14 protein-coding genes are annotated in these 16,474 nt (G+C 60.2%); 10 read left to right on the top strand and 4 right to left on the bottom strand.

Features of this window, described 5'->3' with window-relative positions:
* Positions 1 to 18: 18 nt before the first annotated feature.
* Positions 19 to 780 (bottom strand): 3-hydroxyacyl-CoA dehydrogenase, encoded by a 762-nt coding sequence (locus tag MDHKLMBL_RS05140; protein WP_014576485.1) that lies wholly within the window; start codon positions 778 to 780, stop codon positions 19 to 21.
* Positions 781 to 884: 104 nt separating this feature from the next.
* Here MDHKLMBL_RS05140 and MDHKLMBL_RS05135 point away from each other — a divergent pair, with 104 nt between their 5' ends.
* From MDHKLMBL_RS05135 to MDHKLMBL_RS05090, 10 genes are all read left to right on the top strand, one after another.
* Positions 885 to 1,328 carry a MerR family transcriptional regulator gene (locus MDHKLMBL_RS05135; RefSeq protein WP_014576484.1) on the top strand — a complete coding sequence of 148 codons (444 nt, stop codon included), beginning with the start codon at positions 885 to 887 and terminating at the stop codon, positions 1,326 to 1,328.
* A gap of 29 nt (positions 1,329 to 1,357) precedes the next feature.
* Positions 1,358 to 2,527: an isovaleryl-CoA dehydrogenase gene (locus MDHKLMBL_RS05130; RefSeq protein WP_008170605.1), complete on the top strand. Its 1,170-nt coding sequence runs from the start codon at positions 1,358 to 1,360 to the stop codon at positions 2,525 to 2,527.
* 207 nt (positions 2,528 to 2,734) lie between these two features.
* Positions 2,735 to 4,342, top strand: coding sequence for a carboxyl transferase domain-containing protein (locus tag MDHKLMBL_RS05125; RefSeq protein WP_008170608.1), 1,608 nt, complete (start codon positions 2,735 to 2,737; stop codon positions 4,340 to 4,342).
* Positions 4,343 to 4,356: 14 nt separating this feature from the next.
* Positions 4,357 to 5,163, top strand: a complete 807-nt coding sequence (locus tag MDHKLMBL_RS05120) for an enoyl-CoA hydratase-related protein (RefSeq protein ID WP_104270263.1) — start codon at positions 4,357 to 4,359, stop codon at positions 5,161 to 5,163.
* Positions 5,164 to 5,165: 2 nt separating this feature from the next.
* Positions 5,166 to 7,175: an acetyl/propionyl/methylcrotonyl-CoA carboxylase subunit alpha gene (locus tag MDHKLMBL_RS05115; protein ID WP_008170612.1), complete on the top strand. Its 2,010-nt coding sequence runs from the start codon at positions 5,166 to 5,168 to the stop codon at positions 7,173 to 7,175.
* Complete coding sequence (locus MDHKLMBL_RS05110) at positions 7,175 to 8,083, top strand: hydroxymethylglutaryl-CoA lyase (protein ID WP_008170614.1); 909 nt, start codon at positions 7,175 to 7,177, stop codon at positions 8,081 to 8,083. The genes MDHKLMBL_RS05115 and MDHKLMBL_RS05110 overlap by 1 nt, the downstream gene beginning before the upstream one ends.
* A gap of 144 nt (positions 8,084 to 8,227) precedes the next feature.
* Positions 8,228 to 8,803 carry a peroxidase-related enzyme gene (locus MDHKLMBL_RS05105; protein ID WP_008170617.1) on the top strand — a complete coding sequence of 192 codons (576 nt, stop codon included), beginning with the start codon at positions 8,228 to 8,230 and terminating at the stop codon, positions 8,801 to 8,803.
* Positions 8,804 to 8,855: 52 nt separating this feature from the next.
* A complete protein-coding gene (locus tag MDHKLMBL_RS05100; protein WP_104270262.1) occupies positions 8,856 to 10,544 on the top strand; it encodes an AMP-binding protein in 1,689 nt (562 codons plus the stop codon).
* A 152-nt stretch (positions 10,545 to 10,696) separates the two neighbouring features.
* A complete protein-coding gene (locus tag MDHKLMBL_RS05095) occupies positions 10,697 to 11,383 on the top strand; it encodes a DUF2959 domain-containing protein (RefSeq protein ID WP_008170621.1) in 687 nt (228 codons plus the stop codon).
* A gap of 21 nt (positions 11,384 to 11,404) precedes the next feature.
* Positions 11,405 to 13,390 carry a hypothetical protein gene (locus MDHKLMBL_RS05090; RefSeq protein WP_008170623.1) on the top strand — a complete coding sequence of 662 codons (1,986 nt, stop codon included), beginning with the start codon at positions 11,405 to 11,407 and terminating at the stop codon, positions 13,388 to 13,390.
* An 18-nt stretch (positions 13,391 to 13,408) separates the two neighbouring features.
* On the opposite strand, the gene MDHKLMBL_RS05085 is transcribed toward MDHKLMBL_RS05090, so the two are convergent.
* The 3 genes from MDHKLMBL_RS05085 to MDHKLMBL_RS05075 form a co-directional block, all read right to left on the bottom strand.
* Entirely contained in the window at positions 13,409 to 14,680 is a 1,272-nt protein-coding gene (locus MDHKLMBL_RS05085; protein ID WP_008170625.1) for an MFS transporter, read from the bottom strand.
* Positions 14,681 to 14,766: 86 nt separating this feature from the next.
* Positions 14,767 to 15,510, bottom strand: a complete 744-nt coding sequence (locus MDHKLMBL_RS05080; protein WP_104270261.1) for an ABC transporter permease — start codon at positions 15,508 to 15,510, stop codon at positions 14,767 to 14,769.
* Positions 15,510 to 16,457, bottom strand: coding sequence for an ABC transporter ATP-binding protein (locus MDHKLMBL_RS05075; RefSeq protein WP_104270260.1), 948 nt, complete (start codon positions 16,455 to 16,457; stop codon positions 15,510 to 15,512). Before MDHKLMBL_RS05075 ends, MDHKLMBL_RS05080 begins: the two co-directional genes overlap by 1 nt.
* Positions 16,458 to 16,474 lie beyond the last annotated feature (17 nt).

Genomic DNA, 16,474 nt, shown 5'->3' with positions numbered 1-16,474 from the left:
CTCCTGCAACTGAATGCTTTACTTGGGCGCCATGCGAAGCGCGCAGTCCAGACGAATCACTTCGCCGTTGAGAATCGGGTTGCGCACCATCTGGTCAACCATCATGCCGAATTCTTCCGGCTTGCCGAGGCGCTTCGGGAACGGCAGCGTGGCCGCCAGGCTTTCCTGAACTTCCTCGGGCATACCCGCCATCATGGGCGTCATGAACAGGCCCGGTGCAATCGTATTTACACGGATGCCTTCGCGAGCCAGCTCACGGGCCGACTGCAGGGTCAGCGATACCACACCGCCCTTGGAGGCACTGTAGGCCGCCTGGCCAATCTGGCCCTCGTAGGCGGCCACCGACGCGGTGTTGATAATCACACCGCGCTCACCATCGGCGTTAGGTTCACGCTGGGCCATATCCGCTGCGGCGAGGCGCAGAATATTAAAGGTACCAATCAGGTTGACCTGAATAACCTTGCTGAAGTTCTCCAGCGGCATCACACCCTCACGGCCCAGAATCTTCGAGGCCGTGGCAATACCGGCGCAGTTCACGGCAATACCGCAGGGGCCATGGGCCTCACGGGCGGCGTTGATGGCCGCTTCGGCGCTGTCGGGGGAGCTTACATCGCACTCAAGGAAAATCCCGCCGATGTCCTCGGCCACCTTGCGGCCCTGCTCTTTCTGCAGATCCAGGATCGCCACCTTGCATCCGGATGCCGCCAGCGCACGGGCCGCACCCTCGCCCAGCCCGGAAGCACCGCCTGTTACAATGGCTGCCACATTTTTGAATTCCATCGTTCACTCCCCTTTTCAGGATTCTGTTTGTTAAAAATCGGACCCTAAAACTACTTTACGTTTACGTAAACTTTATCTAACCTAAGTCTAAAAAGGAAATCCCAATGGACATTAAACAGACATACAGCATCAGCGAGCTCGCCAAAGAGTTCGACGTGACAACCCGGAGCATTCGTTTCTACGAGGATCAGGAGCTGCTCAGGCCCACGCGGCGCGGGCAGACACGGATCTTCAGTTCAAAGGATCGAGTGCGTCTGAAGCTTATTCTCCGCGGCAAGCGAATGGGATTTTCCCTCGCGGAAACCAAAGAATTGTTCGACCTGTGGGACGAAACCCTCAGCGGCAATGAAAAACAGCTGCTGAAGATGCTGACCATCCTGGAAAACAAGCGGGCTCAGCTGGAACAGCAGAAAAACGACATTGCCCAAGCAGAAATGGAAATGGATACAGCCGAAGCCCGGTGCCGAGAAGCCCTGGCCGAGCTGCAGAAGAAAAAGAAACAGCAGGCGCCGGCGAAAGAAGAAGCCAGGCAGACCGCTGAAAACTAATGAATGACAGAAATCAAAGGTAGCCAACGATGAAATCACAATACTCAGAGCTCAACTTCGGCCTCGGCGAAACCCTCGATATGCTCCGCGAGCAGATCAACGGCTTCGCTGCTTCCGAAATCGCACCGCGCGCCGAGGAAATTGACCGCAACAACGAGTTCCCCATGGACCTGTGGCGGAAAATGGGCGACATGGGCCTGCTGGGTATCACCGTGAGCGAAGAATACGGCGGCTCCGACATGGGCTACCTGGCGCACGTCATCGCCATGGAAGAAATCAGCCGTGCTTCCGCCTCCGTTGGCCTCTCCTACGGTGCCCACTCCAACCTGTGTGTGAACCAGATTCACCGCAACGGCACCGAAGAACAGAAACAGAAATACCTGCCGAAGCTCGTCAGCGGCGAGCACATTGGCGCCCTGGCCATGTCCGAGCCCAACGCCGGCTCCGACGTCATCTCCATGAAACTGACCGCTAAAGATGAAGGTGACCACTACCTCCTCAACGGCAACAAAATGTGGATCACCAACGGCCCGGATGCGAACACCTACGTCATCTACGCCAAGACCGACACCTCCGCCGGCTCCAGGGGCGTGACCGCCTTCATCGTAGAGCGCGACGCCCCGGGCTTCAGCCGCCACCAGAAACTCGACAAGCTCGGCATGCGCGGCTCCAACACCTGTGAGCTGGTGTTCCAGGACTGCAAAGTACCCAAGGAGAACGTCCTGGGTGGTGTTGGCAACGGCGCAAAAGTCCTCATGAGCGGCCTCGACTACGAACGCCTGGTTCTCTCTGGCGGCCCACTGGGCATCATGCAAGCCGCTATGGACGTGGTCGTACCCTACATCCGCGAGCGCAAGCAGTTCGGCCAGGCCATCGGTGAATTCGAACTGGTCCAGGGCAAAGTCGCCGACATGTACACCTGGATGAACACCGCCAAGTCCTACGTCTACATGGTTGCCATGTCTGCCGACCGTGGCGCGGAAACCACCCGTAAAGACGCCGCCGGCGCGATCCTCTACTCCGCCGAAATGGCCACCAAAATCGCCCTGGATGCCATCCAGCTGCTCGGCGGTAACGGTTACATCAACGAATACCCGACAGGCCGCCTGCTGCGGGACGCCAAGCTGTATGAGATCGGTGCCGGAACGTCCGAGATTCGTCGGATGCTGATCGGCCGTGAGCTGTACCTGAACAAATAACGCGCAGCTTTAAGCCAGTAGCCGTCCGCAGCCGGTTAAGCGGGGGACGGCTTGCACCCAAAGTACAACGAGGGACTGGCAGGGTGTCTTTCCGGGAATGTCGGCGGCCATGGATGGCCGACGTCAAGCGCACATGGATGTGCTCGTAGCGGTTCCCGGAAAGATTCCCTGCCAGTCCCGCCGCCCCGAACCTCGAGGCCCGAAAAAATGACAATACTTCAAAGCAAGATTAATCCCAGGTCCGAAGAGTTCCAGGCCAACCAGGAATCCATGGCCCAGGCCGTAGCCGACCTGCGCGACAAAGTGTCCACCATCCAGCAAGGCGGCGGCCCCTCCTACCAGGAGCGCCACATCGCCCGTGGCAAGCTGCTCCCCAGAGAGCGCATCAACCGCCTCCTGGACGACGGCTCCCCGTTCCTGGAAATCGGCCAGTTCGCCGCCTATAACGTTTACGATGAAGAAGTCCCCGCTGCAGGCGTCATCGCCGGCGTGGGCCGCGTCTCCGGCACCGAATGCATGATCATTGCCAACGACGCCACCGTAAAAGGCGGCAGCTACTACCCGCTGACCGTCAAGAAACACCTGCGCGCCCAGGAAATCGCCCTGCAGAACCGCCTGCCGTGCATCTACCTGGTCGATTCCGGCGGCGCCAACCTGCCCCGCCAGGACGAAGTCTTCCCGGATCGTGACCACTTCGGCCGCATCTTCTACAACCAGGCCCGCATGTCTGCCGACGACATCCCTCAGATCGCCGTCGTAATGGGTCTGTGCACTGCCGGTGGCGCCTACGTACCCGCCATGGCCGACGAATCCATCATCGTCCGCAACCAGGGCACCATCTTCCTGGCTGGCCCGCCGCTGGTGAAAGCCGCCACCGGTGAAGTAGTGACCGCCGAAGACCTCGGTGGCGCCGACGTACACTGTAAAATCTCCGGTGTGGCCGACCACTACGCCGAGAACGACGCACACGCCCTCGAAATCGCCCGGCGCAGCGTCTCCAACCTGAACCGTCGCAAGCCAACGGATGTGGAAATCCGCAAACCCAAGGCACCGCTTTACGACGCTGAAGAAATCTACGGCATCGTCGGCACCGACCTGCGCAAACAATTCGACGTGCGCGACGTCATTGCCCGCACCGTCGACGGTTCCGAGTTTGACGAATTCAAACGCTATTACGGCCAGACCCTGGTCACCGGCTTTGCCCATATCCACGGCTACCCGGTGGGCATCATCGCCAACAACGGCATCCTGTTCAGCGAAGCCGCCCAGAAAGGCGCCCACTTCGTTGAATTGTGCTGCCAGCGCAACATTCCGTTGCTGTTCCTGCAGAATATCACCGGGTTCATGGTTGGCCAGAAGTACGAATCCGAAGGCATTGCCAAGCACGGTGCCAAAATGGTCATGGCCGTGGCCTGTGCCAACGTGCCCAAGATCACCGTGCTGATCGGTGGTTCATTCGGTGCGGGGAACTACGGCATGTGCGGCCGCGCCTACAGCCCAGACTTCCTCTGGATGTGGCCGAACGCCCGTATCTCAGTGATGGGCGGCGAACAGGCCGCCGGCGTTATGGCCACCGTTCGCCGTGAAGGCATGGAGCGCAAGGGCCAGGAATGGAGCGCCGAGGAAGAAGCTGAATTCAAGAAGCCGATCATCGACACCTACGAACACCAGGGCCACCCGTACTACGCCAGTGCCCGCCTCTGGGACGACGGCGTCATCGACCCGGCCCAGACCCGGGAAGTGGTTGCCCTGAGCCTGTCTGCCACCCTTAACCGACCCGCCAAGCCGACACGCTTTGGCGTGTTCCGGATGTAATCGGGGAGACTGACATGACAGACAACGAATCCGCAGTTCTGCTCAAACGTCGCGACGAAGGCATTGCCGAGGTGGTTCTCAACCGCCCTGATAAACGCAACGCCTTTGACGACGTGATCATCCAGCAGCTGATCAGCACCCTCACCGAGGTGAATGCCGACAACAGCGTGAAGGTCGTCATCCTGCGCTCCGAAGGCAAGCACTTCTCCGCCGGGGCCGACCTTGGCTGGATGCGCCGCATGGCCGAGAACAGCCGCCAGGAAAATCTGGACGATTCCCGGGAACTGGCGCGGCTGATGAACGTACTCAACCACCTGTCCAAGCCGGTGATCGGCCTGGTACAGGGCGCCGCTTTCGGCGGCGCGGTGGGCCTTGCCGCCTGCTGCGACATCGTCATCGCCACCGAGAAATCCAGCTTCTGCCTCAGCGAAGTGAAGCTCGGCCTGATTCCGGCCGTGATCAGCCCCTACGTGGTGCGCGCCATCGGCGAGCGCCAGGCCCGGCGGTACTTCATCTCCGCCGAAGTATTCACCGCCAGGCAGGCTCAGGAATACGGCCTCGTACACATCGTCTGTGACGATGTCGATGCCATGGAAGCCCGCTGCAACGAGATGCTCCAGCAACTGGCCATGAACGGGCCCGAGGCCATGAAAGCCGCCAAGGAATTGGTATTCGCCGTCAGCCACAAGCCCATCAACGACGACGTGATTGACGACACCGCACACCGCATCGCGGATATCCGGGTGGGTGAAGAAGGGCAGGAAGGGCTCAGCGCCTTCCTGAACAAGCGCAAGGCCAACTGGGTTCCGGAGGAAGAATAACAATGTTCAGCAAGATACTGATCGCCAACCGGGGCGAAATCGCCTGCCGGATCATACAAACCGCCCACCGCATGGGCATTCGCGTTGTCGCCGTCTATTCCGAGGCCGACGCCAATGCACGGCACGTGGCCATGGCTGACGAAGCCTTCCACATCGGCCCTGCACCGAGCTCCGAGAGCTACCTGCGGGCCGAAAAGATCATCGAGATTGCCAAAAAGAGTGGCGCCCAGGCCATCCACCCGGGCTACGGTTTCCTCTCGGAAAACACCGGGTTTGCCGAATCCTGTGAAGCCAACAACATTGTCTTCATCGGCCCGCCCTCCTCGGCCATCGCTGCCATGGGCTCCAAGTCAGCGGCCAAGGCCATCATGGAAAAGGCTGGCGTGCCGCTGGTGCCCGGTTACCACGGCGACGACCAGTCGGTTGAAACCCTGCGGGCCGAAGCCGAGAAATGCGGCTTCCCCTTGCTGCTCAAGGCTGTCGCCGGCGGCGGTGGCAAAGGCATGCGCGTCGTGAACAACATGGGCGAGTTTGACGATGCTCTGGCTGCTGCCAAGCGCGAAGCCCAGAACGCGTTCGGCAACCCGGACATGCTGATCGAACGTTACCTGACCCAGCCCCGGCACGTGGAGATCCAGGTCTTCTGCGACCAGGAAGGCAAGGGCGTGTACCTGGCCGAGCGTGACTGTTCCGTGCAGCGCCGCCATCAGAAAGTCCTCGAAGAAGCCCCGGCCCCGGGCCTGAGCGAAGAAACCCGCAAGGCCATGGGTGAGGCGGCCGTGCGCGCCGCCCAGGCCATTAACTACGTGGGTGCCGGCACCGTTGAATTCCTGTACGACGTCGACGGCTCCTTCTTCTTCATGGAGATGAACACCCGCCTTCAGGTCGAGCATCCGGTTACCGAAATGGTCACCGGCCAGGATCTGGTGGAATGGCAGCTGAAAGTGGCCTGGGGTGATGCCCTGCCGCTGGAACAGTCCCAGGTGAAAACCCGGGGCCACGCCCTGGAAGCGCGGATCTACGCCGAAGACCCGGACCAGGACTTCCTGCCGGCCACCGGTAACCTGCGCTACCTGAGCACCCCGGATGAAAGCGCCCATGTGCGCGTCGACACCGGCGTGACCGAAGGCGACGACATCAGCATCCACTACGACCCCATGATCGCCAAGCTGATCGTGTGGGACGAAACCCGCGACCAGGCCATCAACCGCATGGTTCAGGCCCTGGAGCACTACCGCATCGCGGGCGTGAAGACCAACATCCGGTTCCTGCACGCCCTGGCGGACGCCCAACCGTTCCGGGAAGCGGAACTGACCACCGGCTTTATCGACGATCACCGGGAACTGCTGTTCCCGAAATCCAAGCTGGATACCCATAAAGCCCTGGTACTGGCCGCCGGTTTTGTTCTGGAACAGCGCAAATCCCGTGAAGTGGTCAGCACCGACCCCTGGTCGCCGTTCGGCCGCCAGAACAGCTGGCGCATGAACTCAGAATACGCCCAGCCGCTGCAACTGCAGGTCGGTGACGAGATTCACGACCTGAAGGTACTGGAGCGTGATGACCGTTATCAGGTGTATGTGGGCGACAGCGTCTATAACCTCACCGCCCGCCTGGACGACGATTATCTGCAGGCGGTCATCAACGGCCACCGCATCAGCATCCACGGCAACCTGCACAACGACCAGCTGGTGCTGTTCTACGAAGGCGACACCTTCAACTGCACCGTGTACAAGGAAAGCTACGGCTTCGAGGAAATGGCCGGCGAAGGCAGCCTGGCCGCGCCCATGAACGGTGCCATCGTCGCCGTGCAGGCCAAAGTCGGCGACAAGGTCACCGCCGGCCAGAGCCTGGTGATCATGGAAGCCATGAAGATGGAGCACGCCATCAAGGCCCCGGCCGACGGCGTGGTCACCGAGATCTTCTTCGCCGAAGGCGACCAGGTTTCCGAAGGTGCCGAACTGATTGCCATTGAGGTGAACGACCCAGAAGCGAAACAAGAGGAGGCAGGCTAATGGCCTTTCCCAAACAGGTCCGCCTGGTTGAGATGAGCCCCCGGGACGGACTCCAGAACGAGCCCGGCCCGGTGATCGCCACCGCCATCAAAACCGGGCTGATCGACCGCCTGGCAGACAGCGGCCTGAGCCACATCGAGGCCGCCAGCTTCGTGTCCCCGAAATGGGTGCCACAAATGGGCGACGCCGCCGAGGTGATGGCCGGCATCAATCGCAAGGCTGGCGTTCGCTACTCCGCCCTCACCCCGAACCTGAAAGGGTTTGAGGGGGCACTGGCGGCGAAGGCCGACGAAGTGGCGGTGTTCGGCGCCGCGTCCGAATCCTTCACCAAAAAGAACATCAACTGCACCATCGCCGAAAGCCTCGAACGCTTCGCCCCGGTGGTGGAAGAAGCCCGCAAACACGGCATCCCAGTGCGTGGTTACGTTTCCACCGTCATGGGCTGCCCCTACGAAGGCGACATCGCCCCGGAACAGGTGGCCACCGTGGCCAAAGCCCTGTACGAAATGGGTTGCCACGAAATCTCTCTGGGCGACACCATCGGCGTGGGCACCCCGATCAAAGCCAAGCGAATGCTCGAAGCCGTCGCTGCCCACGTGCCCATGGAAAAGCTGGCGGCCCACTTCCACGACACCTATGGCCAGGCACTGGCCAACCTGTACGCGGTGCTGGAAGAAGGCGTCAGCGTCATCGATGCCTCCGTCGCCGGCCTCGGCGGCTGTCCCTACGCCAAAGGCGCCTCGGGCAACGTCGCCACCGAAGACGTGCTATACCTGCTTAACGGCCTTGGCATCAAAACCGGCGTCGATCTGGAAAAGCTTGTCGCCACAGGCGACTGGATATGCAGCCAACTGAATCGCCACAACGGCTCAAAAGTCGGCCAGGCACTAGGCGGCAACTGCCAATGATCAAATTGGCGGGTGGGAACAGCTTCCCAGGACTGTCTGCAGCATGGATGCTGCAGTCAAGCGTACACGGACGTATTCACAGCGTGTCCTGGGAAGCTGTTCCCGCCCGCCAAAGCACCAAACAGGAAGGCTAGGAGCCCAAGAATGAGCAACAAAAACGTAGTGGCCCTCGATCTCCCCATCCCGGAGATCAAAGACATGCCGGAAGACACCCAGAAGTACTTCCAGATCTGCCAGGAAAAACTGGGCATGATCCCGAACGTACTCACCGCCTACAGCCAGAACCTTAAACAGCTGGACGGTTTCACCCGCCTGTATAACGAGCTTATGCTCGGTGAGAGCGAACTCTCCAAACTGGAGCGGGAAATGGTCGCCGTGGTGGTTTCCTCCGAGAACAAATGCTTCTACTGCCTGGTTGCTCACGGCGCCGCCGTGCGGGTCCTGAGCGGCGATCCCCAGTTGGGTGAGCACATGGTGATGAACTACCGCAGCGCCAAACTCGACAAGCGCCAGCGGGCGATGCTGGATTTTGCATCCCACCTTACCCGCTCGCCGGCCACCGTCACCGAAGACGACATCCAGGCCCTGCGGGATGCCGGTCTGAGCGACCGCGGCATCTGGGATCTCAGTAACCTGATCGGCTTTTACAACATGTCCAACCGGGTGGCGATTGCCAGCGATATGCAACCGAACCCCGAATATCACAGTCAGAGTCGCTAGCAGGTAAACCACCCTGCTCGCCCTCGAATACAAAAACAATGGAGGCAGAGATATGAGCAAGACTCTACCAAGTTATACCAGCGGAACCGCGGAAGTGCCCCTGCTGGGCATGACCATCGGTGAAATGCTCGACCGCACCGCCGAGAAATACCCGGACAACGAAGCCCTGGTGTGCCTGCACCAGGACATTCGCTGGACCTACAAAGAGTTTGTTGAAAAAGTCGACGAAGCCGCCCGCGCCTTCATGGCCATTGGCGTCAAACGCGGCGACCGCGTGGGCATCTGGTCCCCCAACCGCTACGAGTGGACCGTTACCCAGTTCGCCACCGCCAAAGTCGGTGCCATCCTGGTGAACATCAACCCGGCTTACGGTGTCCACGAACTGCAATACGCCCTCAACCTGGCTGGTATAACCACCCTGGTGACGGCTGACAGCTTCAAAGCTTCCAATTACCGCGAGATGATCTACGAGCTGGCCCCGGAGCTGAAGCGAAGCTCCCCCGGCAAGCTCAAGGCCGACCACGTTCCGGAATTGCGGGCCGTGATCAACGTGCACGAAGACAAGCACGACGGCATGTGGACCTGGAAGGAATTCCTCGGCTTCTCAAGCGACGTGTCCCAGGACGATCTGGTAAAACGCCAGGGCGAACTGCAGTTTGACGACCCCATCAACATCCAGTTCACCTCCGGCACCACCGGCAACCCGAAAGGCGCTACCCTCACCCACCACAACATCCTGAACAACGGGTACTTTGTGGGCGAGAGCCAGATCCTGACCGAGAAAGACCGCCTGGTGATCCCGGTGCCCCTGTACCACTGCTTCGGCATGGTCATGGGCAACCTGGGCTGTATCACCCACGGTTCTACCATGATTTATCCCGGCGAAGGCTTCGAGCCCAAGTCGGTTCTGCAGGCCGTGCACCAGGAAAAGGCCACCGCCCTGTACGGCGTGCCCACCATGTTCATTGCCGAACTGACCGAGCCGGAATTCGAGACCTATGACCTTTCCAGCCTGCGCACCGGCATCATGGCGGGGTCCATCTGCCCGGCAGAGGTCATGAAGAAGGTCAACGGCAAGATGAACATGAAAGAGGTTCAGATTGCCTACGGAATGACCGAAACCAGCCCGGTTTCCACCCAGACCAGCTCCCTGGATCCGTTCGAGAAGCAGGTCACCACCGTGGGCCGCACCCAGCCGCACCTGGAAACCAAGATCGTTGATCCGGGCACCGGCAACGTGGTTCCGCGTGGCGAGATCGGCGAGCTGTGCACCCGTGGCTACAGCGTGATGCTGAAGTACTGGAACAACGAAGAGAAAACCCGCGAAGCCATCGACAGCGCCGGATGGATGCATACCGGCGATCTGGCCACCATGGACGAAGAAGGCTATGTCCAGATCGTTGGCCGCATCAAGGATATGGTCATCCGCGGTGGCGAGAACATCTACCCGAAAGAAATCGAAGAGTTCCTCTACACTCACCCGGCCATCGAAGAAGTGCAGGTAACCGGCATTCCCGATGACAAGTACGGCGAAGAGCTGATTGCCTGGGTGAAGCTGGCTCCAGACGCGGCGCCAGTCACAGCCGAGGACCTGCAGGCCTTCTGCAAGGGCAAGATCGCTCACTTCAAGATCCCGAAGAACTACAAGTTCGTGGACGAATTCCCGATGACCGTCACCGGGAAGATCCAGAAATTCAAGATGCGGGAGATTTCAATCGAGGAGATGGGACTGAAGAAATAACCACGGTCCCTGCTTTGGTTGAACGGACAAACCCCGGCACTTGCCGGGGTTTGTCGTTTTCCGCTCCAGCAAATCAAGGCCGAATACGTGCTTGTCAGCGCTCCACCGCCATGCTTCACTTCTGTGATTAGCATGCAACCGGAGACGCCCCTATGCCCAGCCCCGCAACCGACTACTCGAAAACAAAAATCAGCCTTCAACGTGTCTGGGTGCTATTGCTCAGCGCGGTGCTCCTTGGCGGGTGCTCCACGGTGTACTACAAAACCATGGAAAAATTCGGGTATGAAAAGCGGGACATCCTGGTGGATCGGGTTGAAGATGCCCGGGACAGCCAGAACGACGCCCAGGAAACCTTCCGTTCGTCGCTTGAGCGTTTCCAGAGTGTGGTGGACACGCCTGACACCGAGCTAAAGGAACAATATGCCGAAATCAGCGATGCCTACGAAGACAGCCTGGCGAGTGCCGAAGAGGTTAGAGACCGGATCGACAAGGTAGAAGAAGTCGCCGAGGACCTGTTCGATGAATGGGAAGACGAACTCAGCCTGTACGAGAGCGCATCACTGCGCCGCAGTAGCGAACAGCAGCTGAAAGAGACCCGCGTTCAGTACGGCCAGCTGATCAGCCGGATGCACGACGCCGAGGACAGAATGGAACCGGTGCTGCAGGCATTTGAGGATCAGGTGCTGTACCTTAAGCATAATCTGAATGCCCAGGCGATCGGTTCGCTGGAAAACGAACTGGTCAGCATCCGTCAGGATGTAGATTCCCTGATTCGCAATATGGAACAGTCAATCGCGGAGTCTGAAGCCTTTATTCAACGCTTTCGCCAGGGCGGGTAATACCTCAAGGGAGCCAACGCTATGGAGCGCCAAGACGCAGATCCTGCGCTCAAGCCGGCATTGATGCAATTCGACATGGCGCTGGCAGAATTTGCCCGCGCCCGCAAATCGGACCCCAAAGCCTCCAGTCTCAGTCTCCTGGAGCGCACACGGATGCTAATGACGCTGCCAGGCGGCTTCGACGCCATCTACCGGCGCGTAAGGTCGCTCGAATCCGCTGGCATTTTCGGCACCAGCGACTGGGCCCGGCCAGCCCTGCTGCAACCGGCGCTCGCCAAACACTCTCTGAGGGAGGCGGGTGCAGTTACCACCATTGTCGAGGCGATCAGCGAACTGCGCATGCTGGCCGTCACCCGTGGCAAATACTTCCATCCCGGAATTTCTGCTGAGCAGGCACGCCACTTTCTCACCCAGGTGATGGCATTAAACCTGGACCTGCTGTCTGGCCAGCTCACCGAAGCCGATCGTGAAAGACCCAAGCAACTTGGCACCATCGTTCAGGAACTCTATCGGTACCTGATCTCCCACCTCGGTTATGAAAGCCTATTGGACAGCCTGGTGGCGGAAGTCTGGCGATTGCTGGACCAGGGGCCGGTGCAGGTCGACAGTATTCGGGAAATGATCGGGCAGATCGCCAAATGCCTTTACGACCCCGACATCAAAACCGGACGCAATGCCGATGCCACGCGGCTGGTGAAGGCCCTCTTTGCCCCCACACCTGCCAGCGCCGAGGACCCCGGCCTTGCCGTTTACGAGCAGCGTTTGAAAGACATGGACGACGTGGCGCTCTCCTCCGAAGCCACCTACTTTGCCCGCAGCATGTTCGACACCGGCCTTGCCTCTCCCTACCACGCGGTGATGCTCCGGTTCCTGCGCGCCAGCGGCCAGGACGATCTCATCCCCAACACACTGGGGCTGACCATGACCGGGCTGGACGATCTCTACTGTTACACCGATCTGGTCCATGCCCTGATTGACGAGGCCATCTACCCGGAAACCTGCCAGGCCGTCTATGGCCTGACCATGATGCTGGAGCGCGGATCGCTGTTTACACCCTCTGTGGCCCAGGCACTGTGGCGGCAAATCAAACTGAAGCCCTCTGCGGAAACCGATCAGGCTCTCAGAGAGGCGTTCGGCGATGCCCGGCCACCCCGGGTATTCCTGCTGGCCGGGGTTATCAACCTGCTGGGCCAGCCGCTGGGCGTTGGTCAGGGCAACAACCCCACCTGCCAGTCTGCCATTGGCCTCTCCATGTGGGCGTCAAACGAGGCGGATTACCTGTTGCAAGTCCTGGCCTGGGCAGCACGCGACAACGAAGTGCTGAGCCGCTTTGAAGGCCAGGAGGTTTCTTCCCGCGATCTGGAACCGGGCCTGGTTAAGGGAACGCCAGTGGATGTGGACCCGGTATCGCTCGTGCTCATCCCTCATCTCGATCGCCTCTACGGTGAGATGTGGCGCCGCTGTGAGACCCGGGACGACGACGCCCATCGCTGGATCAACCCGGAATTCTACGGCTGGTGGGTCAGCCACGGCTTCCGCGTGGTCGCCGACGTAAAAACCGGCGAGGTAAAGGACTACGAGGGATTTATCCGGCATTTCTACGCGAGCTATCACCCCTTCTACAACGGCAACATACCGGTCATTCACGCCCAGCCGGCAGGGATTGCTGTAACAGACAGCGCCGCCCGCTTTGTTGGCCGGCACGCCATCAATATCCTGCGGGTTGCCCTGAGCCCGAAGAACGAGATGCGGGTGTACTTTTTTAACCCCAACAACGACAGCGGCCAGAACTGGGGCCAGGGCATTACCTGCTCAACCCACGGCAATGGCGAGTTTCGCGGTGAAGCTTCCCTGCCCGTGGCCGAATTCACGTCTCGACTGTACGCCTTCCACTATGACCCGCTGGAACTGGGCGATCTATCGGCGATACCCGATGAGGAAGTCGCCCGGGTTATGGACCTGGGCTACACAAGCTGGGCGGCGCCGAGAGATACATCCGAGGAATAACACTCTCGGCTATCCGCCCTAATAGCTCTCGGTCTTACCGGTGACCGGCGACAGGGGCTCGCCCTCCTCGTTCTGCAGCTGATAGTCGTAGGCGGCCTGCAGACCGGTATCCTCTTCGGTCTCATCATCCGGTTCGTATTCCAGATGCCTTGGATAGAGCGGCGACAACATGGCCACGATAATGCCGATGGCGCAGAACATGGCAAAGGCATCGGCGTAACCCACCTTGCCAACAAGAATACCGACTATCGGCGAGCCAGCCGCCTGGCCCAGTGATACTGCCATGAAAGGCAGTACGGGGCCCATGGACAGCCGCCCCGGCAGCAGGCGAATGCCGGTCATCAGGTACAGCCCGGTCAGACTCATGTAGGCCAGACCAAACACCAGTGCTGAAAACGCCGAAATCATCAGGTTGTCGGGGCTGGCCGCCAACAACGCCAGGCTCGCGGCCAGTGTCATCAGCATCAGGGCCTGGGTAACCGGTGGGTTGTTCCGGTCAGCCAGATCGGCCACCACCGCGCCGCCAAGGCCGGCAATACCGACCCCCAGCCACAGCCATGCCGTGGCATCGGATGGCATGGATCCCAGATTAACCACGAGATCGGGTGCGAAAATCCAGTAGGCGGCGGAGACAAAGCCCATCATGAACGCGAACAGCGAGAGCCTGAGCAGTCGCCACCATTGATCCGCACTGATTGGCTGCGCCGGCGCAGCATTGGCGGGCACAACACGGGATACAGACGGAATGAAGAACCAGGTGGCAATCACGCCAATTACCGCCAGCACGGCAAAGGACGCGTAGGCATAGCGCCAGGCCCCGGCGAGGAACAGGATCGTCGGCACAGCAACGACGACACCGATACTGGTGCCCGCGTTCATCACCGAGCTTACCCGGCCGTGGAGCGAGCGTCTCACCAACGCCTGCATGGCGGCTGTGAGAGCCGGCATCATCAGGCCCGTGCAGATACCACAGAGAACAACACCCACCCCGAGGGAGACGGCCCCCACGGCCTGGCTGATCAGCGCCAGGCCAACAACACCAAAAATACCGGATGCCATGGCGGTATTGCGGGCACCAAGACGATTTGCCGAGAGCGGAGCCACCAGGGTAGCGAATACGAAACTGATCAGCGGCAGCGCACCGATCACACCGATCACATCCGGCGCCAGCCCCAGGTCATCCCGGATCGGGGGGACGAACAGACCGAACGCAAAGCGCGCCAGACCATAGCTGATCGCGATCAGTGCTGCGCCGAGGAGTGCAAATGACGTGCTCGAAGGAAACTTCATTCCGCTGTGCTCCTTGCGCTGTCCATCTTCGTCAGACTAGACATCAAAGCAGGATTTTTAAAGCAGCGGATGGCCTGCGCCAGCGATCAGCCTGCGGTCTGGGGCAGAAACCGGCGGTCCCAGACCCGCTCAGCGGCCTCGAACAGGCTGTCCACCGTCAGCGCGAGCATGCCAATCAGAATCGCGCCCTGCAACACGTAGGCTGTGTTGCCATTGACGAGACCGGCGATCACCGGATCCCCCAGGGTTCTGGCACCGATGGTTGAGCCAATGGCGGCCGTTGCAATGTTGATGGTTACCGAGGTCCGGATACCGGCCAGGATCACCCTGCCCGCCAGCGGCAACTCCACCTGCAACAGCACCTGAAAAGGCGACATGCCCATACCGAGCGCCGCCTGCCTCACTGTGGCATCGACACCCTCCAAGCCGGCCAGGGTATTGCGCAGAATGGGCAGCAAGCCATACAGAATCAGCGCCACCAGAATCGGCGCCTCACCAAACCCGAGAACCGGCACCGCCAGGGCAAGAACCGCCACCGGCGGGAAGGTCTGGCCGATAGAGGCAATCTGGCTAACCAGCGGCAGAAAGTCCCGCCCAGCCGGGCGCGTGGCGAAGATTCCCCCGGCAACCGCAGCGACGGTTCCAACCAGGGCGGAAATCACCACCAGCATCAGATGGTTCTGGAGCAGAAAGAGAAAGCTCTCCCGCTCGTAGATCACATTCTGCTTATCGGGCTGCATCCACTCGAAAAGCGGTTCGAGAGCCGGCATGCCCGCGCTCAGGGCACAGAGGAGCACAGTCAGCATCACAGGCGGCAACCAGACCCGCATCAGGCACCTTCCTGGATAATGCGGTCACGGGTGATGGTTCCGGTTTCCTGGCCATCGGCATTGAACACCGGCACCTGGCTCCAGTTCTGCCAGAGCATGATTGAAAGAGCCACTCGCAGGCTGTCGTCTTCCTTGAGGCCGTCGGCGCCGGGTTCCGGCTCTCTGGGCTGAGGGGGAGCCTCCATCAGATCCCGCACGGTATGCAGGCTCATCAGTTTCAGGCCTCGGTCCTGCTTGCCCACGAGATTCTCCACAAAAACGGAGGCGGGTCGCCGGAGAATGTTCTCCGGCGTGTCGTGCTGGATAATCCGGCCCTGATCCATCACGGCAATGCGGGTCGCCAGCCTCAGGGCTTCGTCAATATCGTGGGTTACAAAGACCGTGGTTTTCCGCAGCTGACTCTGGATACGCAGCATCTCCAGCTGCAGGTTCTCCCGCGTGATGGCATCCAGCGCACCGAAGGGTTCGTCCATCAGCAGAATATTGGGGTTGGCAGCCAACGCCCTGGCAACGCCCACCCTTTGAGCCTGCCCGCCGGACAATTGCTGGGGATATTTGTTGGCGTGGGTGGCCTGGTCCAGATCCAGCAGCGTCAGCAACTCATGCACGCGCTCGTCGATCCGCTCCCGTGGCCATTTCAGAAGCTGGGGTACCATGGCGATATTGCGGGCCACCGTCCAGTGTGGAAACAGCCCCGTGCCCTGAATCACATAACCCATGTTCAACCGCAGCTGCTCGGGGTTCATGGCGGTAACATCGTTACCATCCACCAGGATCTGGCCCTCACTGTGGGGCAGCAACTGGTTGATCATCCGCAGGGTAGTCGACTTGCCGCAGCCTGAGCTGCCCACCAGCACGCACACTTCGCCGGTTTCGACCGTGAGGTTTATCCGGTCCACCGCCACGGCATCTCCAAAGCGGCGGGTAACGTTTTTCAGTTCAATCATCCGGGCTTATCCCTCTC

Source organism: Marinobacter flavimaris (genome assembly GCF_002933295.1).
GTDB lineage: Bacteria > Pseudomonadota > Gammaproteobacteria > Pseudomonadales > Oleiphilaceae > Marinobacter > Marinobacter flavimaris.
This window is presented reverse-complemented; position numbering and strand designations above follow the sequence as displayed.